The sequence below is a fragment of the Rhodoferax koreense genome, from assembly GCF_001955695.1.
In the GTDB taxonomy this organism is placed as follows: Bacteria; Pseudomonadota; Gammaproteobacteria; order Burkholderiales; family Burkholderiaceae_C; genus Rhodoferax_B; species Rhodoferax_B koreensis.
Map to the genome: position 1 here is coordinate 4,968,961 of NZ_CP019236.1, position 26,488 is coordinate 4,995,448.

The following is a 26,488-nucleotide window of genomic DNA, read 5'->3' on the forward strand; positions in this document are numbered from 1 at the left end:
GGTTTTTTCATGGCCGCAGCCGACCGCTCAAAGCCCGAGTTCGGCGCGCTCGAACTGGTAGTTCTGCGGGCCGCGCTGCGCGATCTTGAGCGCGCCCAGGCGGTTCCCTAGCGCCGCACAGCGTGCCAGCGGCCAGCCCTGCTCCAGGCCGAACAACAAGGCTCCGCGAAAGGCATCGCCGCAGCCGGTCGGGTCCACCACCTCCACCGCTCGCTCGGGCGCGACCAGTGTCTTGATGCCATCCACCCAGACCTCGCAGCCTTCGCTGCCGAGCGTGACCACCAGCCCCTCGACGCGGCGCGAGATCTCTTCCGAACTCAGCCCGGTCCGGTCGCTGAGCATCTTGCCCTCGTAATCGTTCACCGTGACCCAGGTGGACTGGTCGACGAAGCGTGCAAGTTCCTGGCCGTCGAACATCGGCAGTCCCTGGCCGGGATCGAAGACGAAGGGAATGCCCGCCGCGTTGAACTGCTCGGCGTGCTGCAGCATGGCATCGCGGCCGTCGGGCGAGATGATGCCGAGCCCGACGTCGGTGCGCGCCTCGATCCGCGTGAGGTGCGCCTGCATCATCGCACCGGGGTGGAAGGCGGTGATCTGATTGTTGGCCTTGTCGGTCATGATCATCGCCTGGGCGGTGTAGGTGTCGTCGACCTTCTTCACGTATTCGGTGCTGATGCCCAGCGTGCGCAGCCGCTGCAGGTAGTCGTCACCATCGCTGCCCACCGTGGCCATCGGCAACGCCACGCCGCCGAGCAGGTTCAGGCTGTAGGCGATGTTGCCGGCACAACCGCCGAAGTCGCGGCGCAGCGTCGGCACGAGAAACGACACGTTGAGGTTGTGCAACTGGGTGGGCAGGATCTGGTCGGAAAACTGCCCCTCGAAGTTCATGATGGTGTCGAAGGCCAGGGAGCCGCAAATGATGCTTGCCATGTGATGTTCTCTAGGGTGGGTGATGTCAGGGATAAAAAGCCAGCAGCCGGTAGCCGACGATGCGCGCGACGCTGGGCTCGTCGACCACCGCAAGCTCCATCGACGCGGTCCATTCGGCGTTGGGCGGTATGGTGTCGGCTGCCAGGCTGCCCGACACGGGGACCATGTCCGCGGCCTGCAACACGCGTCGCAGCACGGGTTGCTCCTGCGTGTCGGTCAGCGCCAGTTCGATCGCAGGCAGCGCGATCTCGGTGGCGGCGCGGTTTTTCAGCACCAGGTTCAGCCGGTACACGCCGTGGCGCACCGTGGTGAAGGTCGAGCTGTCGATGACGATGGCATCGATCTGGCGCAGCGCCTGCACCGTGCAGCCAAGCGGCACGCACAGCCCGCGCAGCAGCGGCGTCGCGCCGGGCAGCCGGGCGGCGATCTGGTCGCGCTGCTGCACCGCGGCCTGGACGCCAAGCGTCAACACCAGCAACCCGGCCATGGCGGCCAGGCTGCGCCGCACCCACGGCCGCTGCCAGACGTCCCTCTCGGGTGCGGACTGCACCTTGAGGAAGGACACCGGGCGCGGCTCCTCCAGCGCCGCATCGACCTCGGCCGCGGCGGGTGGCGCGATGTAGGCCGACTCCTCGGGCAGGGTTGACATGTCGGCGGGGAATTCGGTCAGCGACTGGGAAACCTCTTCGTCGCCGTCACCAAGCGCCGTCGGCTCGGGTTTCTCCGGTACTTCATCGACAGGATCGTCCAGCGTGGGGTCCCACGGCGCCAGGGCGGGGCCCGGGTCGTCCACCGGCGTCGCACCTTCGATACCCGGCACCGGGCGATCATCGACCGAGACCTGCGGGGCGACGGACGGGAGAGAGGGTTTCGCCAGCGGCGGCTGGAACGGGGCATCGAAGCGTGGCTGCACCACGGGCTCCGGCGGGGGCGGCACGGACCACACATAGCCGGTGCCGAATCCGGTGCCGCCGATGGGCGGCTCTTCCGGCGGCGCGGGCGCGTCCACCGACTGCAGCCCACCCGATGGCCCGACGTCGCCGGATGTCCTGGCCAGCACCGGCTCGGCTTCGCTCTGCGTGAGATCCATCGAAGCGTCAAAGACTTCGGCACATTCGCCGCAACGCACCCAGCCGTCCGAGATCCGAAGCTGATCCGGCACCACCTTGAAGCGGGTGCCGCAGACCGGGCAGCGCGTGATCAAAGCCATGCGGAGCCGATCATGGAGCGAAACACCCGGTCCTCGTCCAGGCTAGCGCTGTGCCGTCATGAGGATCCAGCCGTCCTCGCGGTCGGCCACCTGCAGCGCCGCATAGGGCGCATAGGCGGCCTTGAGCTCGTCTTCCTGGCGCTCCAGGATGCCGGCCAGCACGAGCGAGCCGCCCGGCGCAACATAGGCACACAGCAGCGGCGCGAGCACCTTCAGCGGCGTGGCCAGGATGTTGGCCAGCACGGTCTGGTAACGGCCCTGCGCCCGCTCGGGCAGGCCGGCGTTGAGCTGCACATGGTTGGCTTCGGCGTTCAGGACGGTGGATTGCACCGCCGCGTCGTCGATGTCCACCGCGTCGATGTCCACCGCGCCGTGCTTGGCCGCGCCGATGGCCAGGATGCCCGAGCCGCAGCCGTAGTCGAGTGTGCGGCCCAGCGGATCGGCCGCCGATGCGTTCTCGCCCTGGCGGGCGATCCAGCGCAGGCACATGCGCGTGGTCGGATGCGTGCCGGTGCCGAAGGCCAATCCGGGATCGAGCCGGATCAAGCGTTCCGCCTGGGCCGGCGGCTCGTGCCAGGTCGGCACGATCCAGAAGCTCGGCGTGATCTCCACCGGCGCGAATTGCGCCTGCGTGAGCCGCACCCAGTCCTGGTCGGGCACCGCGGCCACGCCCAGAATCCTGCAGCCGTTGAAGAAGTCCTGCGCCTGCAGCAGTGCCGCGGCCTCGCGCGCCTGCGCCTCCTCGGCAAACAAGGCCTGGATGCGCGAACGCTGCCAGCCGTCCTGCGGCGGCGGCATGCCGGGCTCACCGAACAGGGCTCGTTCGGCATCGGTCTGCGCGTCCGCGTCTTCCACGCTGACGCTCAGCGCATCCAGCGCATCCAATGCGTCACTCAGGGTCTCGACCCGGTCTTGCGGGCACAGCAGGGTGATCTCGAACATGCGTTGCCCGGCGCTCAGCGCTTGTGCTGCGACAGCCACTCTTCCAGGTAATGGATGTTGGTGCCGCCGGCCATGAATTTCGCGTCCACCATCAGCTCGCGGTGCAGCGGGATGTTGGTGTTGATGCCTTCGATCACCGTCTCCAGCAGGGCCGTGCGCATGCGCGCCAGGGCCTGCTCGCGCGTGTCGCCGTGCACGATGATCTTGCCGACCATGGAGTCGTAGTTCGGCGGCACGAAGTAGTTGGAGTAGATGTGCGAATCGACCCGCACGCCCGGCCCGCCCGGCGGGTGCCACAGGGTGACCCGGCCCGGCGAAGGAATGAACTTGTACGGGTCTTCCGCGTTGACGCGGCACTCGATGGCGTGGCCGCGGATCTCGATCTGGCGCTGCGTAAACGGCAGCTTCTCGCCGGCGGCGACCATAATCTGCGTGCGCACCACGTCGACGCCGGTGATCATCTCGGTCACCGGATGCTCCACCTGCACCCGCGTGTTCATCTCGATGAAGTAGAACTCGCCGTTCTCGTAGAGGAACTCAAACGTGCCCGCGCCGCGGTAGCCGATCTTCTTGCAGGCGGCCACGCAGCGTTCGCCGATGCGTTCGATCAGCTTGCGCGGAATGCCCGGCGCCGGCGCTTCCTCGATGACCTTCTGGTGGCGGCGCTGCATGGAGCAGTCGCGTTCGCCGAGGTAGACCGCGTTCTTGTACTTGTCGGCCAGCACCTGGATTTCGATGTGGCGCGGGTTCTGCAGGTATTTTTCCATGTAGACCGCGGCGTTGTTGAACGCGGCCCCGGCCTCGGCCTTGGTCATCTGCACGGCATTGACCAGCGCCGCCTCGGTGTGCACCACGCGCATGCCGCGCCCGCCGCCGCCGCCGGCGGCCTTGATGATGACCGGATAGCCCACCGCCTTGGCGATGCGCCGGATCTGCACCGGGTCATCGGGCAATTCGCCCTCGGACCCCGGCACGCAGGGCACGCCGGCCTTGATCATCGCCTGCTTGGCGGACACCTTGTCGCCCATGGTGCGGATGTTCTCCGGCGTCGGGCCGATGAACTGGAAGCCGCTCTTTTCCACGCGTTCGGCGAAGTCGGCGTTTTCGCTCAGGAAGCCGTAGCCCGGATGGATGGCTTCGGCATCGGTCACCTCCGCGGCCGAGATGATGGCCGGCATGTTGAGGTAGCTCAGGCCCGAGGGTGCGGGGCCGATGCACACCGCCTCCTCGGCCAGCTTCACGTACTTGGCCTCGCGGTCGGCTTCGGAATAGACCATCACCGCCTTGATGCCCATCTCGCGGCAGGCGCGCTGGATGCGGAGAGCGATCTCGCCGCGATTGGCGATCAATATCTTTTTAAACATAGACAAACCGGGACCTTTCCGGTCACTCGATGATGAACAGCGGCTGCCCGTACTCAACGGCCTGGCCGTTCTCGGTCAGGATCTGGGTCACCGTGCCCGCCTTGTCGGCTTCGATCTCATTGAGGATCTTCATGGCTTCGATGATGCAGATGGTCTCTCCCTCCTTGACCTGGCTGCCCACCTCGACGAAGGCCTTGGCGCCAGGGCTGGAAGAACGGTAGAAGGTGCCGACCATCGGCGACTTCACCGTGTGGCCCGTGGCCTCCACCACGGCGGGGGCCGCCGGCGCGGCGACAGCGGCACGTGGCGCCGCGTCGGCCGCAGCCGGCTGGGCCACGGTCATCGGCACGGCTTGCTGGTACACGGCCGTGCCGCCCTTGACGATGCGAACCTTGCCTTCGGCCTCGGTGATTTCCAGCTCGGACACGTTGGAATCGGACACCAGGTCGATCAGGGTCTTGAGTTTGCGCAAATCCATAAAATCTCCCGCCACGTCTTACGAAAAGACGTGAAATCTACTCTAATTTCACAAAACGGCCGCTTATTTTGACTAATTAAATTCAACGGCGCGTCCAAATGTAACAAATCCGACGCGCAACAAGGTGCGGTGGCTGTCAAGTCAGCGAGGTCCACATCTGCAGATCGGTGGGGCTGATCTGCCCCATTTTACGATGCCGCACCGTGCCGTCCGATCCAAGCACGACCGTGAACGGCAGCCCGCCGCTCAGATTGCCGAGCGATTTGACGAGGTCGGTGCCGCCCAGGCCGGCCATAGCGATCGGAAAAGTCACCGGCGTCTTCTGCAGGAAGGTGCGTACAGCGCTGGGCTGATCGATCGCCATGCCGACGACTTGCCAGCCTTTGGCAGCATTTTCACGATAGAAGCGATCCAATAACGGCAATTCCTCGACGCACGGCGGGCACCACGTCGCCCAGAAATTCACCGCCAGCGGCTTGCCCCGGAACCCGGTCATGGCCACCGGCGCGCCGGTCGGTGACTCCAGGTTCAGCGCCCACAGCGCCGCTTCCGGCCCGGTGGGCTCGGCAAGTTGCGTCGACGCAGGCCGCGGGCGGTACCAGGCCACACCGGCGGCGGCGGCGGCCACGGCCACCCCGCCGATCAGAAGACGGCGGCGCAAAGGCGAGGCGCTTGAAATGGCTGAAGTTGAATTCATGGGGGCGCATCATGCAGCAAGCGACGCACGGCGGCGATGTCACCGCGCGGCGTGCGGCCTTTGGCGTCGACGCGCAAGGCGCCCCGCAGGTCGTCCAGATCGTACACCATCAGGTGCACGCCCACGTGTTCACGCAGGGCCGGACACAGGCTGCTGAAGCTAAGCGCCTCCACCGGTTCGCCGTGCAGGCCTTGCACCGTGGTCGGCTGGTAGTCGACTCGCCGGTCGATCAGCGCGATCTCCGCGGATTTCGGATCATCGCAAAACATCTGGATGTAAATATCGGAAAGCCGCGTGGCCGTGCCGTGCCAGACCGAGCCGCCCAAGTGTGGGCGGAACACCGCCATGCGCTCCATCCAGGTCAGCGCCAACGCACGCAACGCCTGCAATTCGCCCGGCTGCGTATCGGCGCAGAACAATTCGACATATTCGCGCACGGCATCCTCGACCACGTCGTTGCCCGGCAGCTTGGTGCGCGCGGGCAGGCCCATCTGCTTGACGGCGCGCCGCTTGGCCGGGCCGTACTCCAGCCCCTCCTCGACCACCATGCGGGCCGCGGTCGCGGCGATCTCTGATGTGAGCGTGTCCATGTCAGTGGCGCCCGGCCGCCCGAAGCCACTGCCGCGCCCCCTCGGGGGGCAGCGATACGCGAAGCGATGAGCGTGGAGACGGATTCATTTCCGGATTTTTGCACGCTTTGCGGCTCGCCGGTTGCCATCGGCACGGCCCCTAAAATCGCGGCATGCACATTCATATCCTGGGTATCTGCGGCACCTTCATGGGTGGCCTGGCGGCGCTGGCGCGGGAAGCCGGCCATCGCGTCACCGGTTGCGATGCTGGCGTCTACCCGCCGATGAGCGACCAGTTGCGCGGCCTCGGCATCGAACTCATCGAAGGCTTCTCGGCCGAACAGCTCGAGCTCAAGCCGGACATGTTCGTCATCGGCAACGTCGTCTCCCGCGCACGTACAGCCGCTGGCGAACCCAAATTCCCGTTGATGGAAGCCATCCTCGATGCCGGCCTGCCCTACACCAGCGGACCGCAGTGGCTGGCCGAACACGTGCTGCAGGGCCGGCACGTGATGGCCGTCGCCGGCACGCACGGCAAGACCACGACCACGGCGATGCTGACCTGGATTCTCGAACACGCGGGCCTCAGCCCCGGATTCCTGGTCGGTGGCGTACCGCTCAACTTCGGGGTCTCGGCGCGACTGGGCAGCGCAACACACCGCGTGGCCAGCGTGGGGGCGCCATTCATCATCGAGGCCGACGAATACGACACGGCATTTTTCGACAAGCGCAGCAAGTTCGTGCACTACCGGCCACGCACCGCCGTGCTGAACAACCTCGAGTTCGACCACGCCGACATCTTCGACGACCTGGCCGCGATCGAACGCCAGTTCCATCACCTGGTGCGCACCGTGCCCGGCACGGGCCAGGTGGTCTACAACGCCGAGGAAGCCAGCCTGCGTCGCGTGCTGGCCCAGGGCTGCTGGAGCGGCACGGCGAGTTTCGGCCATGGCGGCGACTGGTCGGCCGAGGGCGACGCGTCGAATTTCGCAGTGCTCCTAAAAGGAGAGCAGATTGCGCAGGTGGAATGGGCGCTGACGGGCATTCACAACCAAATGAATGCGTTGGCTGCGATCGCCGCGGCCAGCCATGTGGGCGTGTCGCCAGTGCAGGCAGCCGCCGCGCTGGCCAGGTTCCAGAACGTCAAGCGCCGCATGGAAGTGCGTGGCACCGTGGGTGGCGTCACGGTGTACGACGACTTCGCCCATCACCCGACCGCCATCCGCACCACGGTGGACGGCCTGCGCCGCAAGCTCGGCGCCGAGGCCCGCATCCTGGCGGTGTTCGAGCCGCGCAGCAACACCATGAAACTGGGCGCGATGAAGGCGCAACTGCCGTGGAGCCTGGCATCGGCGGACCTGGCCTTCTGCCACACGGCAGGCCTGGGCTGGGACGCCACCGAGGCGCTGGCCGAAATGGGCGACAAGGCCCAGGTGGCCGGCGACATCGGCAGCCTGGTGGCGCAGGTGGCCACCGTGGCCCGGCCCGGCGATCACATCCTTTGCATGAGCAACGGCGGCTTCGGGGACGTGCACACCAAACTGCTGGCGGCGCTGCAGCCCTGAATCAACCGAGCAACGCAGACCGGCTCGAATGCCCCGACGCCGGCAGCCAGGCCACGTCGACGTGCGACGACGCAATTGCACCGTCGAAATACAACCCCGCCAGGTCGCGCCCGAGCTGGGCGCGGTTGAAACTCGCGTTCTGCTGCAGCAGCTCACCCAGGCTGGTCGGCCTGGCCGCGAGCATGCGCAGCAGCGTGAGCTGCGACTCCTTCAGCCAAGCCTTCGGAACCCGTGGCGCGTGCCGCAGCCGGATCGCCCCGGTTTCGAATTGTTCCGGCAGCACATCTGCCGCGGACCGCTGCGCGAACTGCCACATGATCTCGCTGAGACTGGCCTGCGCGAACTTGGCCGTGGCGGCCGCCGTACCGCTGGCCAGATCACCGGAAGGCTGCCGCGCGAGCCAGACCGCCTGCTCCAGCTGCAGCGGGCTCACATCGGCCAGGTAATGCACATGGCGCAGCGACAGGTCCACCACCGCCAGCAAGGTCGTGCGATGCACCACGTGGTAGGCCAGCGGCTGCAGGTCCGGCAGAGAACGCCGGATGAAGGCGCCGAGCGAGAACTGCGCCCGCAGGCCCTGAAGCGCGGTTTCGAACTTCTTCAGCGTCATCTGCACCGCGCGTTCGGACGCGGGATCGAACTGGTCCAGCGGCGCCAATTCGTCCCACGCCAGCGGCTTGGTGAAGGCCAGTGGCCGGTCGAGCTTGCTGAAATCGATGGTGATGTCGGGCTGGCCGCGGCGGCTGTCGGGCACGAGCAGATGGCCTTCGTCGGTCAACTGCGCCGCGGCACCGCTCACGCACCAGGCGTCGGCTTCGCTGAACTTGGCGACGCGCCAGGCCGGCAGGCTGCCCGGTTCGGCCGGCAGGCAGGCGGTCAGCAAGGCGCGTTGCGGCGGCGAAAGCCCGGCCAGGCCAAGCCAGAAGATCGGACGCTCGAGAAGCATGTCGTGGCACCCTCGTTCTAAATGGGACAGGCCGCCGGCCATCGGCGAACGCTGTCGATGAAAGCCATCAGCCTATCCTTTTTCGCACGAAAATTCGCCTATAAAACAGGTGAATTGTTCCTTATCTGCGCAGACGGCGGGCCTTGACGGCCTCCGACAGGATGTCCAGCGCCTGCAGCGACTGGTCCCAGCCGAGGCAGGCGTCGGTGATGCTCATGCCGTACTCGAGCGCCTGCACGTCGTTCTTGCCGGGCGTGAACTTCTGTGCGCCGCCCTGCAGGTGGCTTTCGATCATCAGGCCGAAGACATGGCGCGAACCGCCCGCCACCTGGCCGGCGATGTCGCGCGCGACCTCGATCTGGCGCTCGTGCTGCTTGCTGCTGTTGGCATGGCTGCAGTCGACCATCAGCGTGGCCGGCATCTGCGCCGCGGCGAGTTCGGCACAGGCCGCGCTGACGCTGGCGGCGTCGTAGTTCGGCGCCTTGCCGCCGCGCAGGATCACGTGGCAGTCCTTGTTGCCGTTGGTCTGCACGATGGCGACCTGGCCGTTCTTGTGCACCGACAGGAAATGGTGGCCGCGCGCCGCGGCCTGGATGGCGTCGGTGGCGATGCGGATGTTGCCGTCGGTGCCGTTCTTGAAGCCGATCGGCGCCGACAGGCCAGACGCCAGCTCGCGGTGCACCTGGCTTTCGGTGGTGCGCGCGCCGATCGCGCCCCAGGCGATCAGGTCGCCGATGTATTGCGGCGAGATCACGTCGAGGAACTCGCTGCCTGCGGGCAGGCCGAGGCGGTTGATCTCGATCAGCAGCTGGCGCGCGATGCGCAGGCCTTCGTCGATGCGGAAGCTCTCGTCGAGGTAGGGGTCGTTGATCAGGCCCTTCCAGCCGACCGTGGTGCGCGGCTTCTCGAAATAGACGCGCATCACGATCTCCAGCGTGTCGGCGTATTTGAGGCGCTGCTCCTTCAGGCGGCGCGCGTATTCGAGCGCGGCCACCGGGTCGTGGATGGAGCACGGGCCGATCACCACCAGCAGCCGGTCATCGTTGCCGGCCATGATGTTGTGGATGTTCTGGCGGGTGTCGGAGATGAGGGTCTCGACCGGCGTACCGCGGATCGGGAAGAAGCGGATCAGATGTTCAGGAGGCGGCAACACGTTGATGTCCTTGATGCGTTCGTCGTCGGTTCGGCTGGTTTTTTCGACGTTCGCATACCAGGTATCGCTGGCGGGGGCGGTTTTGTTGTTCATCGTGATGGCTCCTGCTGGTTCGTTGGGGTGAAAAAGAAAACGCGCAAAAAAAAAACCGCCGGTGGTCCGGCGGTTTTTTGGAAGAATCCGTACGCTTTTTTCAGGTACGTTCAATTCTCTCTACCGCCGGAAGCGCTTGAGAACCAAAAGTAGCTAAAGAAAAAGCTGACGTGATGCATGAGTGGCGAATGTAGCACAGCTTCTTGAGGGGTCGGCTCAGGGTCTGCCCGGGCGGGTTAGGCCGTGCCGCCAACGGTGAGGCCGTCGATGCGCAGGGTGGGCTGGCCGACGCCCACCGGCACGCTCTGGCCTTCCTTGCCGCAGGTGCCCACGCCGCTGTCGAGCTTCATGTCGTTGCCGATCAGGCTCACCTTCTTCAGGCATTCCGGGCCGCTGCCGACGATGGTCGCGCCCTTAACAGGGTACTGGATCTTGCCGTTTTCCACCCAGTAGGCTTCGCTGGCCGAGAACACGAACTTGCCCGAGGTGATGTCGACCTGGCCGCCGCCGAAGTTGCTGGCGTACAGGCCTTTCTTGATGCTGGCGATGATTTCGGCCGGCTCCTTGTCGCCGCCGAGCATGTAGGTGTTGGTCATGCGCGGCATCGGCACATGGGCGTAGCTTTCGCGGCGGCCGTTGCCGGTGGCGGGCACGCCCATCAGCCGCGCGTTCATCGCGTCCTGGATGTAGCCCTTGAGGATGCCGTCCTCGATCAGCACGTTGCGCTGGCTCGCATGGCCTTCGTCGTCCACGTTGAGCGAGCCGCGGCGGTCGGCAATGGTGCCGTCGTCGAGCACGGTCACGCCCTTGGCGGCCACGCGCTGGCCGATGCGGCCGCTGAAGGCGCTCGAACCCTTGCGGTTGAAGTCGCCTTCCAGGCCGTGGCCAATGGCCTCGTGCAGCAGGATGCCGGGCCAGCCCGCGCCGAGCACCACCGTCATCTCGCCGGCCGGGGCCGGGCGGGAATCGAGGTTGGTCAGCGCGGCGTGCACGGCCTGGTCCACGTATTCGTTGATGATGGCGTCGTCGAAGTAGGCCAGGCCGAACCGGCCGCCGCCGCCGCCCGAGCCCATTTCGCGGCGCACCGTGCCTTTGACCGAGGCCTCGGCGATCACGGTCACGCTCAGGCGCACCAGCGGCCGCACGTCGGCGGCCAGTGTGCCGTCGGCGCGCGCCACCATCACCACGTCGTATTCGCTGGCCAGGCCGGCCATGACCTGCGCCACGCGCGGATCCTTGGCGCGCGCGAGTTGCTCCACCTTTTCCAGCAGCTTGACCTTGGCGGTGCTGTCCAGGCTGGCGATCGGATCTTCGCCACCATACAGGGAACGGCTCTTTGCTATCTTCTGTGTAGCAACCTTCGCGCGCCGGCTCTGCGCTGCGGATGAAATCGACCGAACGGTGCGCGCCGCATCCAGCAAGGCCGCCTCGGAGATGTCGTCGGAATAGGCGAACGCCGTCTTCTCGCCGCTGACCGCACGCACGCCGACACCCTGGTCGATGCTGAACGAACCCGTCTTCACGATGCCCTCCTCCAGGCTCCAGCCCTCGCTGCGCGTGTACTGGAAGTACAGGTCGGCATCGTCGACCTTGTGCGCGGTGATTTCGGCCAGCGCTCTGCTCAGGTGGGCGGGGGTCAGGCCGAACGGCTCCAGCAGCAGGGCTTGGGCGGTGGCGAGGCGTGCAATGGTGGGTTCGCGAGAGATCATCGAGGCATTTTTGCACACCTCGCCGCGTTCAGCATCGGCGAATCGAGGGTGGCCTGCCTCATTCCAGGGGCACCGTGGAACTGGCTTTGCCAGGCCACCGGTGCCGCCCCCTGCAAGGGGGTGAGAGCGACACGGAGTGCGCGACCTGGGGGTGTTCTTAAACCACTCTGCGGCCCTTCGCCACCGACATCAGAATCCCCAGCGCCATGCCCAGCGTCACCATGGCCGTGCCGCCATAGCTGATGAAGGGCAGCGGCACGCCCACCACCGGCAGGATGCCGCTGACCATGCCGATGTTGACGAAGGCGTAGGTGAAGAAGATGGTCGTCACACTGCCGGCCAGCAGGCGCGAGAACAGCGTGGGCGCCTCGAGCGCGATCATCAGCCCGCGCAGGATCAGGAACACGAAGGACACGATCAGGAACAGGTTGCCGAGCAGGCCGAACTCCTCGGAATAGGCGGCGAAGATGAAGTCGGTGGTGCGCTCGGGAATGAACTCCAGGTGCGTCTGCGTGCCCTGCATGAAGCCCTTGCCGGTGACGCCACCCGAGCCGATGGCGATCATGCCCTGGATGATGTGGAAGCCCTTGCCCAACGGGTCCTTGCGCGGGTCGAGCAGCGTGCAGATGCGCTGCTGCTGGTAGTCGTGCAGGACCGGCCAGCGCACGCCGTCGGCGCAGATCTGCGACTCGAAGCCCACCACCAGCGCAATGCCGACCAGCGCCAGCAACACCGGCGGCGCGATCAGCTTCCAACTCAGACCGGCGAAGAAGATGACAGCCAGGCCCGCGGCCAGCACCAGCAGCGAGGTGCCCAGGTCGGGCTGCTTCATGATCAGGCCGACCGGCACGATCAGCAGCAGGCCGGCGACGATGAAGTCGAGCGAACGCAGCTGGCCCTCGCGCTTCTGGAACCACCAGGCCAGCATCAGCGGCATGGCGATCTTCAGGATCTCGCTGGGCTGGATGACCACGCCCAGGTTGATCCAGCGCTGCGCGCCCTTCTTGGTGATGCCGAACAGGGCCACGGCCACCAGCAGGGTCACCCCGATCGTGTAGAGCGGCACGGCCGCCAGCATCAGCCGCTGCGGCGGGACCTGGGCAACGACGAACATGATGCCGCCGGCCAGCAGCATGTTGCGGCCGTGGTCGATGAAACGCGTGCCGTGGTCGTAGCCCGACGAATACATGGTCAGCAGGCCCGCGCAGACCAGCAACAGCACGGCGAAGGCGAGCGGGCCGTCGAAGCCCCGGAACAAGGGAATGGCGCGCCGCCACAGGGGCGGCTTTTCAAATACAACGGACATGCCGAATTATCGGTGCTCGGCGCCGCCCGGCGCGCCGATCACCACGCGGCCGGGCGGGGCACGGACCCCAGGCCTGGCAGCGCTGGCCTCAACCGTGCTGGCGGAACGCGGTCACGGCCTGGTTGCGCAGGGTGCGCAGCAGCGCCAGTTCCTTCTCGTCAAGCACGATGCCGCCCGGCGCCGCGTGGTCGGCGTAGATGAGCGCGAACGGCATCTGCCTGGACGTCAGCGGCAGCAGCAGGAAGGCCTGCGCCTGCACGTGCTGGCGGTACCAGGCCGGCAGGCGCTGGGCGATGCGCGGCTCGGTGGTGTCGGCGATCAAGGTGTCCGCGCCCTTCAGGCAGACCGCGGCAAACAGGTCGCCGGGCGTCTTCAGCGGTACTTTCATTGCATGGGCGGTGGCCAGCCAGCCTTCGCCCAGGCCGAGCCGGCCGACCAGCGTATCGGTCTTGGCATCGCGCAGGCAGAACACGATGCGCTGGAAGGACAAGGCACGGAACATGGTCTCGATCACCATGCGCACCACGTCGTTGACCTGGAACGGCTCGCTCATCGCGGTGGCGATGTCGTGCACGCCGGCGGCCAGCAGATCGGCGACCTGCGGGCTGTTGCGCCGTGCCAGCGGCGCGAAGCCCGATTGCGCCGGGGGCGATGCCTTCAAGGCATGCGGGGCCAGCACGTCTTCCTGCGGCACGGGCGGTGGCGGAGCTTCGGCCGGTGCGCACAGGAGCAGCTGGCTTACCGCCGAACCCGCGGCCGGCTGCAGGTTCAGCACCTCGACCAGCACCGCGAGTTTTTCGCGCGCCCGCGCCGTGGCCTCGAGGATTTCCTGCGGCGCAAGCGCCAGACAGCGCGCGTAGCGGTCGGCCACCTGGCGCAAAGGGCCGCCGCCCCCCTGCAAAAGTGCATCGACCACCGCATTGCCGGCCTGGGCCACCCAGCGCTGCCGCTCCGCGGGCAACTCGGGCGGACGCACCGGCGGCTGCCCGATGGGTTTGCGCATGCAGCGCTGCAGGCTTTCGGGCAGCCCCCACAGCCGGGCCACGCCGGTGCCGAACGCCTCGTAGCCCAGCCCCAGCACCTTCATCGCCGCGCCCTCCTCGCCGGTCTGGTACTTGCCGGTGTGCACGAGCTCGCGGATTTCGGCGGCCTCCAACGGGAAATAGAAGGCGGTGAGCATGCGGCCCAGGTTCTGGAACATGGCGCCGATGAAGGCCTCTTCGCTCTCCGAAGACAACGCGCACAGCGCACTCGCCACCGAGCCGGCCATCAGCGCGCGCAGGAATTCCTCGCGCATGCGTTCGGCGTGCTTCACGTCGCGCATGTGCTCCAGCAGCACCAGGCTCAGCGCGAGGTTGCGCACCGCGTCGAAGCCCACCAGCGCCACCGCCCGTGACACTGTGCTCACCGTGCCGCGGCCCGCGTGGGCGTAGTGCACGCTGTTGACCAGGCGCAACAGCTTCTGCGTCAAGGCCACGTCCTTCAAGACCTCGTGGGTGAGTTCGCTCACGCTCTGGCGCTCGGAATTGGTGGCGTTCTGGATGCCGGCCACCGCCGCGGACAAAGCGGGAAACTCGCCGCGGCGCTGCATGCGCTCGATCAGCAGGTCCAGCGGCGTCGGCAACTCGCCAGGCACGGTGGATGGCAAAGGCAGCATATTCTCGCGACCCGGCTCAGCCGCCGAGCACGCGGTTTTTCCCGGTGCGCTTGGCGATGTACATGGCCTGGTCGGCGCGCTTGATGCCGTCGATCGCGGTCTCGTCCGGCGTGAGCTGGGCCACACCCGCGCTGAAGGTGATCAACACCTTCATGTTTTCGCGCAGAAAGAATTGCTTGGTGAGTTCACGCTGCAGCCGCGTCAGCGTGGCGATACCGTGCTCCAGCTCCGTGTCGGGCAGCAGGATCACGAATTCCTCGCCGCCGTAACGCGCCAGCGTGTCCTGGGGCCGCATGCATTCGCGCGTGACGTTGGCCAGGTGCGTCAGCGCGGCATCGCCGGCTTCGTGGCCGAGGTCGTCGTTGAGTTTCTTGAAATTGTCGATGTCCAGCAGCGCCAGGCACAGGTGGGTGCCCTTGCGCCGGGCGGTGGAGATCTCGCGCTGGATGGCTTCGTCGAGGCCGCGCCGGTTCAGCGCGCCGGTGAGCGGATCGTGGCGCGCCTGTGCGCTGACCCGGTCGAGTTCGTGATGGAGCTTGCTGATCTCGGCCTCCGCCGACTCGGTCTTCGCGCGCATGGCCTGCAGGTCGTCGCGCGAGCGCATCGTCTCCGAGGCCATGTGGCGCGTGGCGGCGATGGCGTTCTGCAGCACCGGACCGAGTTCCTCGAGGGTCTTGGCCTGCTCGATCTGGCGCGCGCATTCCTCGATGGTGCCGTGGTAGGCGCTGCTGGATTCGGTCATCAGCGAAAGCCGGTCGACGAAGGTGGCCAGCAACTGCTGCATCTGGGCCTGCGCCTCGTAGGCGCGGCCCTTGGCCTCGGCCTGTTTGAAGATCACGTCTTTCAGCCGCCGCTGCACGTCGTCCAGCCGGCGCAGGGTGAGCGGCGGGGTGGAGGCGTCGATCAGCGCGTCGATCTGGCCCTTGAGCCAGCGGTCGTCGAGGCACAACTCGGCGATGTTCTCGAACACCATGTGCAGCAGGTGCAGCAAGGTGGCGCGGATCTCGGATTGGTCTTCTGCCGTGAACGACAGGCGATGGCTGAAGTTGCCGAGCATGGTCTTCATGCGGATCAGGTCGACCGCGGGCTGGCGCAGCAGGTTGACCAGCTCCCGTGCCTGCTCGATGAAACGCAGGTCGTCGTTGCCCAGCGCGGGCAAGGCGTTTTCGATGAGCCTTGCGATCTGCTCCAGGAATTCGGGCGTGGCCAGCGGGCCGGCCGCCGGCGAAAGCGGCGTCAGCGGCGAGGGCTCGGTATTTCCGGACGACACCATGCCGAAGCCGGCAAAACCGATGAGCGCGTTCTGCACGCCTTCCCAGCTGCGCTGGTTGATCGCCGAATTGAGCAGGCCCAGGTGTTTTTGCTGCCCCGGGTTCTTGGCCGGCAGCACGCCCGCGATCTTGCGCAGGTGCTCGGAAGGGAAGTGCGCCGGCGCCAGGGTGCCGGCGACCTCGTGGTAGAGCACCTGGTAGTTGTCCGGCGTGGGCGCCAGCCTCTTCACCGCCAGGAGCTTGAACGTCTCGCGGGCTATTTCACTGGGGGAACGGTCTGACATAGGAAAGCGGCACTCTTGGCGGTTTTTGGCACGGGCGGGGCAATCGGGGGATCGTAACGAGAATGTAGGCGAAGTCCAAGCAATGCTTGACACTGGTTGCTCTGCCTTTGCTAGCATGCAAGCCATGCGCACGACCCATTTGCTGTACCTGCACGGCTTTCGTTCGTCACCGGGCTCGGCCAAGGCCAGGCAGATGGCGGCCCTGGTGCAAAACGCCCATCCCGCCGTGACATGGTGGTGCCCGCAGTTGCCGCCTTCGCCGCGCGAGGCGATGCGCATGGTGGCCGACGGCATCGCCGGCTGGCCCGGCGAGTGCATGGCGGTGGTCGGCTCTTCCCTCGGCGGCTTCTACGCCACCTGGGTCATGGCGCAGACCGGCTGCAAGGCCGTGCTGCTCAATCCCGCGGTGGACCCGGCGCGCGACCTGCGCCGCTACATCGGCGAGCAGACGTCCTGGCACGACCCGCGGGAGCGCTTCTTCTTCCAGCCCGAATTCGTGGACGAGTTGAAGGCGCTCGAATGCCCCGCCACCCCCGGCCCGGCCGAGGCGGACCGGCTGATGGCCGTGATCGCCAAGGGCGACGAGGTGCTGGACTGGCGCGAGATGCACACGCGCTACACGCGCCATGCCGGTACGCGCATCAAGCTGCTCGACGGCGGCGACCATGCGCTCGGCGACTTCGACGACCACATCGGCGAGATCATGGCCTTCCTGGCGCTGGCCTGAAACGCGGCAATGGCCGCAAAGCCGGCCGGCCCGCATGGGACAATCCGGCCCATGTTTGCATTATTTGAAGAAGCTGGAAAATTCATGGCCGGGCGCGTGCTCTCCGAGGCCGAGTCGTCGGCCCAGGTGGAGCTCGACAGCGGCAAGCGTGTCAAGGTCAAGGCCGCCAACCTGTTGCTGAAGTTCGAGAAACCCGCGCCCGCGGTGCTGATGCGCGACGCGCAGACCCTCGCCCAGACCATCGAACTCGACCTGGCCTGGGAATTCGCCCCCGAGGAAGACTTCGGCTTCGCCGACCTGGCGCGCGAGTATTTCAGCGCCCATGCCACGCAGGAGCAGCAGGTCGCCGCCCTGTTCCGGCTGTACGAGGCACCGCACTATTTCCGCCGCGCGGGCAAGGGGCGCTTTCGCAAGGCGCCGGCCGAGATCCTGCAGCTGGCACTGGCCGCGATCGAGAAGAAGCAGCAGCAGTTGCAGCAGATCGCCAACTGGGCCGAGGAACTCGGCCGCGGCGAATGCCCGCCCGCCATCCGCGAGCAGCTCTACAAGATCCTCTTCAAGCCGGACAAGAACGCGCCGGAGTACAAGGCCGTGGTCGAGGCCTCGCGCGCCACCCACACCCCGCCGCTGCTGCTGCTGCAAAAGGCCGGCGCCATCGATTCGCCCTACCAGTTCCACTGGCGCCGCTTCCTGTTCGAGAACTTTCCCAAGGGCGTGGGCTTTCCCGCGCTCGAGGCGCCGCTCATCAAGGACGATCTGCCGCTGTCGCCGGTGCAGGCCTATTCCATCGACGACTCGGCCACCACCGAGATCGACGACGCACTGTCGGTGCAGGGCCTGGGCAGCGGCACGGTGACGGTCGGCGTGCACATCGCCGCCCCGGGCCTGGCACTCGCGCCGGGCAGCGCCATCGACCAGGTGGGCCGCGCGCGCCTGTCCACGGTCTACATGCCCGGCTACAAGGTGACGATGCTGCCCGACGCGGTGGTGCAGACCTACACGCTGCAGGAGGGTCGCGACTGTCCCGCCGTGTCGCTGTACGTCACGCTCGACGAAGCCACGCTGGAGATCAAAGCCTCCGAGACGCGGCTCGAACGCGTACACATCGCGGCCAACCTGCGCCACGACCAGCTCGACCAGGTGGTCACGGCCGAATGGCTGGAAAACCCCGGTTTCGAGCATGAAAACACGGACCTCCGCCCGGGAATAGAGCGCGAGCAGCTATCGTTTTTATACCGATTGGCCAAACACCTGAAAGCCCTGCGCGAAGTGGTGCGCGGCAAGCCGGAGAATTTCAACCGGCCCGACTACAACTTCCGGCTGGTCGGCAACGACGGCGCCGAGCCCACGGGCAACGAGCAGGTCCTCATCAGCACGCGCCAGCGCGGCTCGCCGTTGGACCTGATCGTCGCCGAGGCCATGATCCTGGCCAACAGCACCTGGGGCGGCTGGATGGCCGACAACGGCGTGCCCGGCATCTACCGCAGCCAGGCCAGCCTCGCGCCCGGCGTGAAGGTGCGCATGGGCACCAAGGCGCTGCCGCATGCGGGCATCGGCGTGAAGAGCTACGCCTGGAGCACCTCGCCGCTGCGCCGCTACACCGACCTGGTGAACCAGTGGCAGATCATCGCCTGCGCGCGCCACGGCAAGACGGCCGCGCTGGCCGCGCCATTCAAGCCCAAGGACGCCGAACTGTTCTCCATCATCTCGATGTTCGACGCCGCCTATGCGGCCTACAACGGCTACCAAGGCGGTATGGAGCGCTTCTGGACGCTGAAGTATTTGCAGCAGAACGGCATCACCGAAGTCGTCGGCACCGTGTTCAAGGAAGGCCTGGTGCGCGCCGACGAGCTGCCGCTGGTGCTGCCGGTGATGGGCACGCAGGACCTGCCACGCGGCGCCCGGGTGCGGGTCAAGCTCGGCGCGATCGACGAGATCACGCTCGACGTGGCCGGCACGGTGCTCGAACGTCTGGACGCCGTGGCCGATGCCGCGCCACCAACCGCCGAAGAGGAATTGGACGACGAAGAAGACGCGGCAGCCGGCCCGATTGCGATCGCGGTCGACATGGAGGAAGCCGAACAGACGGAAACCGCGGCCGCCGCCGATAATCCCCAGCCGTGAACCAACGTTTTCCCAGCGTCCTCCGTCATCTGCGTGCGCTCAGCACCCTGCAGCTTGCGCTGCTGGTGTCCTTCGCCGTGCATGCGGTGGTGTTGACGGTGCGCTTCGTGAACCCGGAGGGCTTCAACCGCGTGTTCCAGGACACGCCGCTGGAAGTGGTCCTGGTGAATGCGCGCTCCGACGAGCGGCCCGAAAAAGCCATGGCCATCGCCCAGGCCACGCTGGCCGGCGGCGGCGAGGCCGACAAGGGCCGCGCCACCTCGCCGCTGCCGCCTTCGGCCCTGACCGACCTCGGCGAGACCATGGAGGAAACCCAGCGCCGCATGGAGACCATGCAGGAGCAGCAGGCCATGCTGCTGGCCCAGGTCACCAAGCAGCTGGCATCGATGCCCCTGCCCGACCCGAAACAGCCCAGCAACACCCCCGAAAACCAGGCCCAGGAAGAAAAACGCCGTCAGCTGGTGAAGCTGCTGGCCGAGATCGAGCGCCGCATCAACCAGGAAAACTCCCGGCCGAAACGCCGCTACGTGAGCCCGGCCACGCGCGAGGAGGTGTATGCCATCTACTACGACAGCCTGCGCCGCCGCGTCGAGGACAAGGGCACGGAAAACTTCCCCGAGGCCAACGGCAGGAAGCTGTATGGCGAACTCACCATGATCGTCACCGTGAACTTCGACGGCCAGGTGCTCGACACGCAGGTCGTGGAGAGCTCGGGCAACCGCACGCTGGACCGCCGGGCCGAAGCCATCGCCCGCAGTGCCGGGCCGTACGGCCGTTTCAGCCAGGCCATGCGGGCCAAGGCCGACCAGATCCTCGTGGTGTCCCGTTTCCGCTTCACGCGCGACCAGACGCTGGAGACCAAACTGTCGGGCAATCCGTGAGGCGCAGCCGCGGCTGCATGTCCGAGGAACGACCGGCATGAGAACCTTCTGGCGCTGGATCGCGCTGCTGCTGATGTCCGGCCTGGCGCTGGAGCTGTTTTTCCTCGGCCGCATCGCGGCGATGGCGGTGATCGACCCGCAGTCCACCGCGTTCCAGCGCTCGGAGGCCTGGCGCCTCGCCACCGAAGGGCCTACCGTCGCCAAGCCAGCCGGCAAGGCGCCCGCCAAGGCGGACACCGGTTTCCGCTGGGCCCAGCGCTGGTTGCCGTATGCCGAGATCTCCGACAACCTCAAGCGCGCCGTGATCGCCTCCGAGGACGGCGGCTTCGTGAACCACGAGGGCGTGGATTGGGAAGCCCTCGACAAGGCCTGGCAGAAGAACGAGAAGGCGCAGGAGCAGGCTGCCAAGTTCAGCGCTGCGGCCAAACCCGGGGCGCGCGCGCCCAAGATCGTCGGCGGCTCCACCATCACCCAGCAACTGGCCAAGAACCTGCTGCTGTCGGGCGAACGCACGCTGCTGCGCAAGGGGCAGGAATTCGTGCTGACGATGATGCTCGAGCTGGTGCTGAGCAAGCAGCGCATCCTGGAGATCTACCTCAACAGCGTGGAATGGGGAGAAGGCGTGTTCGGCGCGGAGGCGGCGGCGCAGCACTACTTCCGCAAGCCGGCGAGCCGGCTCAGCGCCTACGAGGGCGCGCGCCTGGCTGTCATGCTGCCGCGGCCCAAGTATTTCGAGAAGGTTCCGAACTCCGGCTACCTGTCTCACCGAGCGTCGGTGATCGTGGCGCGCAGCGGCGACGTGGAGCTGCCCTGACCGCGGGACGCGGACCCGTTACCATCGGACCATGTTCAGTTACCGCCACGCCTTCCATGCGGGCAACCACGCCGATGTGCTCAAGCACATGGTCGTGATCGCCGCGCTCAAGCACCTCACCGAAAAAGAAGCCGCGCTCGCCGTGCTGGACACCCATGCCGGGGCCGGCCTGTACCGGCTGGACGGCGACTATGCCGAAACCAGCGGCGAGGCGGCCAATGGCGTGTTGCGACTGCTCGATGCACCCAAGGATGCGCCAGCGCTGGCCCCGGCGCTGCAGGACTACCTCGACATGGTGGCCAGCTTCAATGCGCCGGGCGGCCGCAAGGTCTACCCCGGCTCGCCGTTCATCATGCAGCGCCTGCTGCGCGACCACGACCGGCTCAAGCTGTTCGAATTGCACCCCACCGACGCCAAGACGCTGTCGGCGAACGTGGCGCAGCTCGAAGCCGGCCGGCAGGTCGCCGTGTTCCGCGAAGACGGCTTCGAAGGCGTGCGCAAGTTCCTGCCGCCGCCGAGCCGCCGCGCCTTCCTGCTGTGCGACCCCAGCTACGAAATCAAGAGCGACTACGCCCGCGTGGCCGAGATGGTCAACGAAAACCTCAAGCGGTTCGCCACCGGCACCTATGCCGTGTGGTATCCGATCATTCCGCGGCCCGAGGCGCACGACCTGCCGAGGAAGCTCAAGACCCTGGCCAACCGCGCGGGCAAGAGCTGGCTGCACGCCACGCTGACCGTCAAGTCGAGCAAGATCCTCACCGACGAAGCCGGCGACACCAAGCGGCCGGGCCTGCCGGCCAGCGGCATGTTCCTGATCAACCCGCCCTACACGATGAAGCCGGTGCTGCAGGCGGCGCTGACCCAGCTCGTGGAGCGGCTCGCGCAGGACAAGCACGCCACCTCGACGCTCGAGTCCGGCGGCTGACCAGGCGGTTGTAGAAGCACCGGCCACAACCGACCGGAACCGACCGGAACCCGCGCCACTTCAGAAATGGTATTCGGCGCGGATCATCGGTGTCCTGGCCGTCGAGTTCGTCACCGAGTGCGGATTGCCGAACTTGTTGCGCCAGTATTGGTAACCCAGGCCGACCCGGATGGTGTTCTTGCCGATGCCGGCCGCCGTGCCGACGTCGTACCACAGCGTGGCGTCGATGTTGGTCTCGGGCGCCGTGCCGCCACCGAATTCGTTGTCGCCCTTGGAGGCGATGTAGTTCATGTAGCCTTCGAACGACAGGCCGGTCTTGGCGATCGGCAGGCCCCAGACCAGGTTCAGCATCGGATGCAGGTCGTAGGTGTGACGGCCCGCCGGTGCGGTGCGCGGCTTGTTGCTCTCATTGAGCCACAGCACGCTCACGCTCAGGAAGCCGGGCACGTCGATGAAGGCCGTCGGGCCGAGCACCAGCATGCGCTTCTTCGACTCGTAGCTGTCGCCGCTCTTGGAGTTCACGTCGAAGCCCCCGGTGAGGCCCAATCCCTTCACCGGGCCGAACGCGAAGCTCTTGCCGGTGACCTTGCCCAGATCCAGCGTGTGGCGGTAGACGATGTAGATCTCGTGCGCGTCGTTTTCCTTGCCGTCGGACATCAGGAAGTCGGCATTGATGAAGTTGGTGCCGTACTTGTAGCCGCTGAGGTGGGTGAAGTTGACGATGCTCTTCTCGATCTTGCTCGGGTTGTACGGTTCGGCAAAGCGGGTCCCGTAGCGGTAGCCGATGGAGGTGTCGCTCCATTCCGCCGCCTGCGCGGTGTTGAAGCCGAATCCGGCTGCGGCCGCAAGCGCCAGGGCGCCCATCGTTTGTGGTTTCATCGCATTCTCCCTTTGGTTACATCAAGAAACCGGCAACGCAATCCGCATGCCAGAAAAACGCCGGCTGGCGCAGAGGGCCGGGCCGGCGAAACCGGCGGTGCCGCAGCGGCTACGCACCACTGTCGCAAGTGACGAACAAGACGGCCAGCCACGCCCGCCCGGCGCGCACCCCGGCGGTGCAACGCCTGTTGACAAGGCTTAACATCGGCGCATGCCCCTCACCTCCCGCCAGCGACTGGCCATTGCGCTGATCTTCATCACCCCTGCGCTGTGGGCCATCAACTACCTCGTGGCGCGGCGTGCACCCGGGGTGATCGAGCCGAACCTGCTGGCCATGCTGCGCTGGATGGGTGCGGGCGCGATCTACGCCGGCTTGAGCTGGCGCGAGCTGCGCGGCCACCGTGCCCACATCGTGGCCGACTGGCGGCGCTACCTGGTGCTCGGTGCGCTCGGGATGTGGATCTGCGGGGCCTGGGTCTACATCGGCGGGCGTACCACGACGGCGGTGAACATCGCGCTGATCTATGCCCTGTCGCCGATCTTCATCGTGCTGGCATCGGCCTGGTGGCTGCGCGAACGTTTCGTGCGCCTGCAGGCGGTGGGCATCGCGCTGGCCTTCGCCGGCGTGCTGCACGTCATCCTCCAGGGACGATGGGCCGCCCTGTCCGAAGTGCAGTTCGTGCCCGGCGACGGCTGGATCCTGGCGGCGGCGCTGTCGTGGACGGCCTATGCCCTGCTGCTCAAACGCTGGCCCAGCCCGCTGTCGACCAGCGCGCGGCTGGCCGTGATCAGCGCCTGCGGCGTGCTGGTGCTGCTGCCGTTCGCCGCGTGGGAAGTCGCCAACAGCACGCACGCGCCGCTCACCCTCGAAGGCCTGGGCCTGGTGGCGGCCTCGGCGCTGTTCCCCGGCTACGCCGCCTACTGGGGCTACGCGGTGATCCAGCAGGAACTCGGGGCGGCGCGCGCCAGCGTGATCCAGTACCTCGGCCCGCTGTATGCCGCGGGCCTCGGCTGGCTGGTGCTTGGAGAAGCCGTCCACCTGCACCATGCGGTCGGGCTGGTGCTGGTACTCGGCGGCGTCTACCTCGTGACGCAGGCTTCCCGCCGCCGCGACGGCCCTGCTGATGCGCTGCCGGCCCGTGCCGCGCGCGCCGACTGACCAACCGATCGGATTTCCCATGGACAAACACTTCCTCGCCCCGCTGTTCAGCCCGGACGCCATCGTGGTGCTCGGCGGCAAGCCGGACGACGCCGGCGATCAGACGCCCCAGGCGCGGGTGCTGCATGCCGCGCTGCGCGCGCAGCGCTACTCCGGCACCTTGACCTTCCTCGACATCCACACCAGCGGCACGCTGGCCGACCTGGCGCAGGTGCGCGCCGACCTGGCCGTGATCGCGCTGCCGCCGGGCGAGGTGGCCGGGGCCTTGGAGATCGCCGGCCGCATCAAGTGCCGCGCGGCGCTCGTGATCTCCTCCGGCATCGACGCCGCGCTGTCCAACGAACTGCAGCAGATCGCGCGGCGCGAGAACCTCCACCTGCTCGGGCCGAACTGCCTGGGCTTCCAGCGTCCGCACCTGCAACTCAACGCCAGCGTGGCCGGGCCGCTGGGCGCGCCGGGCACGCTGGGCCTGGTGTCGCAGTCGGGCGCGCTCACCGCCTCGATCCTCGACTGGGCGCGGCAGAACAGCGTGGGCTTTTCGGCCGTGGTCTCGCTCGGGCCGCAGACCGCCGTGGACATGGCCCAGGTGCTCGACTTCCTGGCCGCCGACCCGCAGACGCGCAGCATCGTGGTCTACCTCGAAGGCATCACCCATGCGCGCCGCTTCATGAGCGCGTTGCGCGCGGCCGCGAGCGCCAAGCCGGTGGTCGTGCTCAAGGCCGGACGCAAGGCCGCGGGCAACCAGGCGGCGCTCACCCATTCGGGCTCGATCGTCGGCAGCGACGACGTGTTCGACGCGGCGCTGCGCCGCGCGGGCGCCGTGCGGGTGCGCTCTTTCGTGCAGCTGTTCTCGGCGGCCAAATGCCTGGCCTCGCGCTACCGGCCGGTGGGACGGCGCCTGGCCATCGTCACCAACGGTGGCGGCCCGGGCGTGCTGGCGGCAGACTGGATCAGCGAGATCGAGCTGCAGCTCGGCATCCTCAGCGCCGAGCAGGTCCGGCTGCTGCAGCCGCAACTCGGCAAACTCGCCTCGCTGCACGACCTCATCGATCTGTCGGAAGACGCGAGCGCCGAGCATTTCCGGCTTGCCGTGCTGGCCGCCGGCCAGGCGCCGCAGATCGACGGCGTGCTGGTCATCTATTCCCCCAAGGTCAACCACGACGGCGCGGCCATCGCCCAGGTGCTGGCCGAGGTGCAGGCCGAACTGGGCAAGCCGCTGCTGAGCTGCTGGATGGGCGAGGCCAGCGTGGGCGCGGCGCGCAGCATCCTGAATGCCGCCACGATCCCGACCTTCCGCACGCCCGAAGCGGCCGTGGGCGCGTTCGGCAACATCGCCTCGTTCTACCAGAACCAGCAGTTGCTGCAGCAGACTCCTTCGCCGCTGGAGGCCAGCCTGGCCAAGCCCGACGTGGAAGGCGCGCGGCTGCTGATCGAGGCCGTGCTGGCCGAACGCCGCAAGGTCCTCACCGAGATGGAATCCAAGGCCCTGCTGGCGGCATTCCATATTCCCGTGACCCGCACCATCCTGGCCCGCAGCGCCAACGAGGCCATGCTGATCGCGAGCCAGCTCGGCTACCCCGTGGCGCTGAAGATCGACTCGCCGGACATCCACCACAAGTCCGATGTGTCGGGCGTGGCGCTGAACGTGCTCAACGCCGCGGGTGTGCGCGACACCTACAACGACATGGTGCAGACCGTGTCCCGGCTGCAGCCGCAGGCGCGCATCAACGGCGTGACCATCCAGAACATGTCCGGCCAGAAACGCGGGCGCGAGGTCTACATCGGCCTGGTCACCGACGACCCCTTCGGCCCGGTGATCGCCTTCGGCGCCGGCGGCACCATGATCGAGCTGCTGAACGACCGCACGATGGAGTTGCCGCCACTGAACCGCTTCCTCGCGCAACACCTGATCGCGCGGGCGCGCGTTGCCGAGACCCTCGGCGAATGGCGCGGCGCGCCGGCCATCGACATGGAAGCGCTGGAGCAGGTGCTGCTGCGTGTATCGGAGATGGTGTGCGAGCTGCCGCAGCTGCGCGAGATGGACATCAACCCCATCATCGTCGACGCCTCGGGCGCGCTCGCGGTGGATGCGCGCATCGTGGTCGACAACGCGCCACCCACCGCGCGGCCCTACAACCACCTGGCCATCCTGCCTTACCCCGCGCAGCACGAACAGGTGTGGCCGCTGCGCGGCGGCGGCGAATACACGGTGCGGCCGGTGCACCCGAACGACGCCACCATGCTGCAGCAGTTCGTGCGAGAACTCTCGCCCGAGAGCCGCTACTTCCGCTTCGTGTCGTCCATGCACGAGCTCCCGCCGGGCATGCTGTCGCGTTTCACGTTGATCGACTACGACCGCGAGATGGCGCTGGTGGCGGTGGTGCGCGAACGGCATGTCGGCGCGGACGGCGATACGGTGGAGACGTCGCGCATCGTCGGCGTGTCGCGCTACGTCACCAACCCCGACCGCACCACCTGCGAGTTCTCACTGGCCGTGGCCGACAGCTTCAGCGGCAAGGGCCTGGGCTCGCGGCTGATGTTGTCCATCATGGACTTCGCGCGCGAGAAGGGCCTGCAGGAAATGCAGGGCCTGGTGCTCACGCACAACCCGAACATGCTCAAGCTGATGCGCAGCCTGGGCTTCGTGGTCAAGCCGTATGCGGAGGATGCCGATTTCCGGCTGGTGACGCACGCGTTGTGAAACGACGAGCGTCCGTTCTGACGGAACCAGGCCCTTCGACTGGCTCAGGGCAAACGGAGAAGTCATTTCCGTTCGTGCTGAGCCTGTCGAAGCACAGGTTGGAA

The 26,488-nt window shown here is 67.1% G+C and carries 22 protein-coding genes; 8 read left to right on the plus strand and 14 right to left on the minus strand.

The annotated features are described in order from the left end of the window. Positions 1-27 precede the first annotated feature (27 nt). From RD110_RS22990 to RD110_RS23020, 7 genes are all read right to left on the minus strand, one after another. Positions 28-930, minus strand: coding sequence for a carbohydrate kinase family protein (locus RD110_RS22990; protein ID WP_076202266.1), 903 nt, complete (start codon positions 928-930; stop codon positions 28-30). A gap of 25 nt (positions 931-955) precedes the next feature. After that, entirely contained in the window at positions 956-2,140 is a 1,185-nt protein-coding gene (locus RD110_RS22995) for a zinc-ribbon and DUF3426 domain-containing protein (protein ID WP_076202268.1), read from the minus strand. Between the two features lie 42 nt (positions 2,141-2,182). Continuing rightward, positions 2,183-3,082: a 50S ribosomal protein L11 methyltransferase gene (gene prmA, locus RD110_RS23000; RefSeq protein ID WP_076202269.1), complete on the minus strand. Its 900-nt coding sequence runs from the start codon at positions 3,080-3,082 to the stop codon at positions 2,183-2,185. 14 nt (positions 3,083-3,096) lie between these two features. Continuing rightward, positions 3,097-4,446: an acetyl-CoA carboxylase biotin carboxylase subunit gene (gene accC / locus RD110_RS23005; protein ID WP_076202271.1), complete on the minus strand. Its 1,350-nt coding sequence runs from the start codon at positions 4,444-4,446 to the stop codon at positions 3,097-3,099. Between the two features lie 22 nt (positions 4,447-4,468). Beyond that, complete coding sequence (gene accB, locus RD110_RS23010; RefSeq protein WP_076202272.1) at positions 4,469-4,924, minus strand: acetyl-CoA carboxylase biotin carboxyl carrier protein; 456 nt, start codon at positions 4,922-4,924, stop codon at positions 4,469-4,471. A gap of 136 nt (positions 4,925-5,060) precedes the next feature. After that, positions 5,061-5,621, minus strand: coding sequence for a TlpA disulfide reductase family protein (locus RD110_RS23015; protein ID WP_076202274.1), 561 nt, complete (start codon positions 5,619-5,621; stop codon positions 5,061-5,063). After that, complete coding sequence (locus tag RD110_RS23020) at positions 5,618-6,211, minus strand: hypothetical protein (protein ID WP_076202275.1); 594 nt, start codon at positions 6,209-6,211, stop codon at positions 5,618-5,620. Before RD110_RS23020 ends, RD110_RS23015 begins: the two co-directional genes overlap by 4 nt. A 152-nt stretch (positions 6,212-6,363) precedes the next feature. On the opposite strand from RD110_RS23020, the gene mpl reads away from it, so the two are divergent. Beyond that, complete coding sequence (gene mpl / locus RD110_RS23025) at positions 6,364-7,755, plus strand: UDP-N-acetylmuramate:L-alanyl-gamma-D-glutamyl-meso-diaminopimelate ligase (RefSeq protein WP_076202277.1); 1,392 nt, start codon at positions 6,364-6,366, stop codon at positions 7,753-7,755. 1 nt (position 7,756) lies between these two features. Here mpl and RD110_RS23030 read toward each other — a convergent pair whose 3' ends face one another. The 6 genes from RD110_RS23030 to RD110_RS23055 form a co-directional block, all read right to left on the minus strand. Beyond that, positions 7,757-8,701 (minus strand): hypothetical protein, encoded by a 945-nt coding sequence (locus RD110_RS23030; protein ID WP_076202278.1) that lies wholly within the window; start codon positions 8,699-8,701, stop codon positions 7,757-7,759. Between the two features lie 121 nt (positions 8,702-8,822). Then, a complete protein-coding gene (locus tag RD110_RS23035; protein WP_076202280.1) occupies positions 8,823-9,947 on the minus strand; it encodes a 3-deoxy-7-phosphoheptulonate synthase in 1,125 nt (374 codons plus the stop codon). Between the two features lie 236 nt (positions 9,948-10,183). Then, entirely contained in the window at positions 10,184-11,656 is a 1,473-nt protein-coding gene (gene tldD, locus RD110_RS23040) for a metalloprotease TldD (RefSeq protein ID WP_076202282.1), read from the minus strand. 157 nt (positions 11,657-11,813) lie between these two features. Continuing rightward, entirely contained in the window at positions 11,814-12,962 is a 1,149-nt protein-coding gene (rodA, locus tag RD110_RS23045) for a rod shape-determining protein RodA (RefSeq protein ID WP_076202283.1), read from the minus strand. A gap of 88 nt (positions 12,963-13,050) precedes the next feature. Then, the gene (locus RD110_RS23050) at positions 13,051-14,619 is read right to left on the minus strand and encodes an HDOD domain-containing protein (RefSeq protein ID WP_083686506.1); all 1,569 of its coding nucleotides are present in this window, start codon (positions 14,617-14,619) and stop codon (positions 13,051-13,053) included. Positions 14,620-14,635: 16 nt separating this feature from the next. Continuing rightward, on the minus strand, positions 14,636-16,174 hold the full coding sequence (locus RD110_RS23055) for a GGDEF domain-containing protein (protein WP_076202287.1): 1,539 nt from the start codon (positions 16,172-16,174) through the stop codon (positions 14,636-14,638). 124 nt (positions 16,175-16,298) lie between these two features. Here RD110_RS23055 and RD110_RS23060 point away from each other — a divergent pair, with 124 nt between their 5' ends. The 5 genes from RD110_RS23060 to RD110_RS23080 are packed head-to-tail and all read left to right on the plus strand — an operon-like array spanning position 16,299 to position 21,645. Beyond that, positions 16,299-16,901: a YqiA/YcfP family alpha/beta fold hydrolase gene (locus RD110_RS23060; RefSeq protein WP_076205533.1), complete on the plus strand. Its 603-nt coding sequence runs from the start codon at positions 16,299-16,301 to the stop codon at positions 16,899-16,901. A 51-nt stretch (positions 16,902-16,952) separates the two neighbouring features. Beyond that, a complete protein-coding gene (locus RD110_RS23065) occupies positions 16,953-19,025 on the plus strand; it encodes a ribonuclease catalytic domain-containing protein (protein WP_076202288.1) in 2,073 nt (690 codons plus the stop codon). Positions 19,026-19,054: 29 nt separating this feature from the next. Continuing rightward, on the plus strand, positions 19,055-19,906 hold the full coding sequence (locus RD110_RS23070) for an energy transducer TonB (RefSeq protein ID WP_076205536.1): 852 nt from the start codon (positions 19,055-19,057) through the stop codon (positions 19,904-19,906). Positions 19,907-19,943: 37 nt separating this feature from the next. Beyond that, positions 19,944-20,720: a monofunctional biosynthetic peptidoglycan transglycosylase gene (gene mtgA / locus RD110_RS23075; protein ID WP_076202290.1), complete on the plus strand. Its 777-nt coding sequence runs from the start codon at positions 19,944-19,946 to the stop codon at positions 20,718-20,720. 31 nt (positions 20,721-20,751) lie between these two features. Beyond that, positions 20,752-21,645 (plus strand): 23S rRNA (adenine(2030)-N(6))-methyltransferase RlmJ, encoded by an 894-nt coding sequence (locus tag RD110_RS23080; protein WP_076202293.1) that lies wholly within the window; start codon positions 20,752-20,754, stop codon positions 21,643-21,645. A 60-nt stretch (positions 21,646-21,705) separates the two neighbouring features. Here RD110_RS23080 and RD110_RS23085 read toward each other — a convergent pair whose 3' ends face one another. Continuing rightward, on the minus strand, positions 21,706-22,524 hold the full coding sequence (locus RD110_RS23085) for an outer envelope protein (protein ID WP_076202295.1): 819 nt from the start codon (positions 22,522-22,524) through the stop codon (positions 21,706-21,708). A gap of 211 nt (positions 22,525-22,735) precedes the next feature. On the opposite strand from RD110_RS23085, the gene RD110_RS23090 reads away from it, so the two are divergent. Both RD110_RS23090 and RD110_RS23095 read left to right on the plus strand, forming a co-directional pair. Further along, positions 22,736-23,683 carry a DMT family transporter gene (locus RD110_RS23090; protein WP_076202298.1) on the plus strand — a complete coding sequence of 316 codons (948 nt, stop codon included), beginning with the start codon at positions 22,736-22,738 and terminating at the stop codon, positions 23,681-23,683. Between the two features lie 19 nt (positions 23,684-23,702). Beyond that, positions 23,703-26,384 (plus strand): bifunctional acetate--CoA ligase family protein/GNAT family N-acetyltransferase, encoded by a 2,682-nt coding sequence (locus RD110_RS23095; protein ID WP_076205538.1) that lies wholly within the window; start codon positions 23,703-23,705, stop codon positions 26,382-26,384. Positions 26,385-26,488 lie beyond the last annotated feature (104 nt).

What these genes read in the sequence shown, in the direction of transcription:
- RD110_RS23015 (WP_076202274.1), bottom strand. Translation starts at nt 5,621, where the DNA reads ATGAATTCAACTTCAGCCATTTCAAGCGCCTCGCCTTTGCGCCGCCGT.
- RD110_RS23065 (WP_076202288.1), top strand. Translation starts at nt 16,953, where the DNA reads ATGTTTGCATTATTTGAAGAAGCTGGAAAATTCATGGCCGGGCGCGTG.
- RD110_RS23055 (WP_076202287.1), bottom strand. Translation starts at nt 16,174, where the DNA reads ATGTCAGACCGTTCCCCCAGTGAAATAGCCCGCGAGACGTTCAAGCTC.
- RD110_RS23030 (WP_076202278.1), bottom strand. Translation starts at nt 8,701, where the DNA reads ATGCTTCTCGAGCGTCCGATCTTCTGGCTTGGCCTGGCCGGGCTTTCG.
- RD110_RS23035 (WP_076202280.1), bottom strand. Translation starts at nt 9,947, where the DNA reads ATGAACAACAAAACCGCCCCCGCCAGCGATACCTGGTATGCGAACGTC.
- RD110_RS22990 (WP_076202266.1), bottom strand. Translation starts at nt 930, where the DNA reads ATGGCAAGCATCATTTGCGGCTCCCTGGCCTTCGACACCATCATGAAC.
- accC (WP_076202271.1), bottom strand. Translation starts at nt 4,446, where the DNA reads ATGTTTAAAAAGATATTGATCGCCAATCGCGGCGAGATCGCTCTCCGC.
- mpl (WP_076202277.1), top strand. Translation starts at nt 6,364, where the DNA reads ATGCACATTCATATCCTGGGTATCTGCGGCACCTTCATGGGTGGCCTG.
- accB (WP_076202272.1), bottom strand. Translation starts at nt 4,924, where the DNA reads ATGGATTTGCGCAAACTCAAGACCCTGATCGACCTGGTGTCCGATTCC.
- mtgA (WP_076202290.1), top strand. Translation starts at nt 19,944, where the DNA reads ATGAGAACCTTCTGGCGCTGGATCGCGCTGCTGCTGATGTCCGGCCTG.
- RD110_RS23060 (WP_076205533.1), top strand. Translation starts at nt 16,299, where the DNA reads ATGCGCACGACCCATTTGCTGTACCTGCACGGCTTTCGTTCGTCACCG.
- RD110_RS23050 (WP_083686506.1), bottom strand. Translation starts at nt 14,619, where the DNA reads ATGCTGCCTTTGCCATCCACCGTGCCTGGCGAGTTGCCGACGCCGCTG.
- RD110_RS23095 (WP_076205538.1), top strand. Translation starts at nt 23,703, where the DNA reads ATGGACAAACACTTCCTCGCCCCGCTGTTCAGCCCGGACGCCATCGTG.
- RD110_RS23020 (WP_076202275.1), bottom strand. Translation starts at nt 6,211, where the DNA reads ATGGACACGCTCACATCAGAGATCGCCGCGACCGCGGCCCGCATGGTG.
- prmA (WP_076202269.1), bottom strand. Translation starts at nt 3,082, where the DNA reads ATGTTCGAGATCACCCTGCTGTGCCCGCAAGACCGGGTCGAGACCCTG.
- rodA (WP_076202283.1), bottom strand. Translation starts at nt 12,962, where the DNA reads ATGTCCGTTGTATTTGAAAAGCCGCCCCTGTGGCGGCGCGCCATTCCC.
- RD110_RS23090 (WP_076202298.1), top strand. Translation starts at nt 22,736, where the DNA reads ATGCCCCTCACCTCCCGCCAGCGACTGGCCATTGCGCTGATCTTCATC.
- RD110_RS23080 (WP_076202293.1), top strand. Translation starts at nt 20,752, where the DNA reads ATGTTCAGTTACCGCCACGCCTTCCATGCGGGCAACCACGCCGATGTG.
- RD110_RS22995 (WP_076202268.1), bottom strand. Translation starts at nt 2,140, where the DNA reads ATGGCTTTGATCACGCGCTGCCCGGTCTGCGGCACCCGCTTCAAGGTG.
- RD110_RS23085 (WP_076202295.1), bottom strand. Translation starts at nt 22,524, where the DNA reads ATGAAACCACAAACGATGGGCGCCCTGGCGCTTGCGGCCGCAGCCGGA.
- tldD (WP_076202282.1), bottom strand. Translation starts at nt 11,656, where the DNA reads ATGATCTCTCGCGAACCCACCATTGCACGCCTCGCCACCGCCCAAGCC.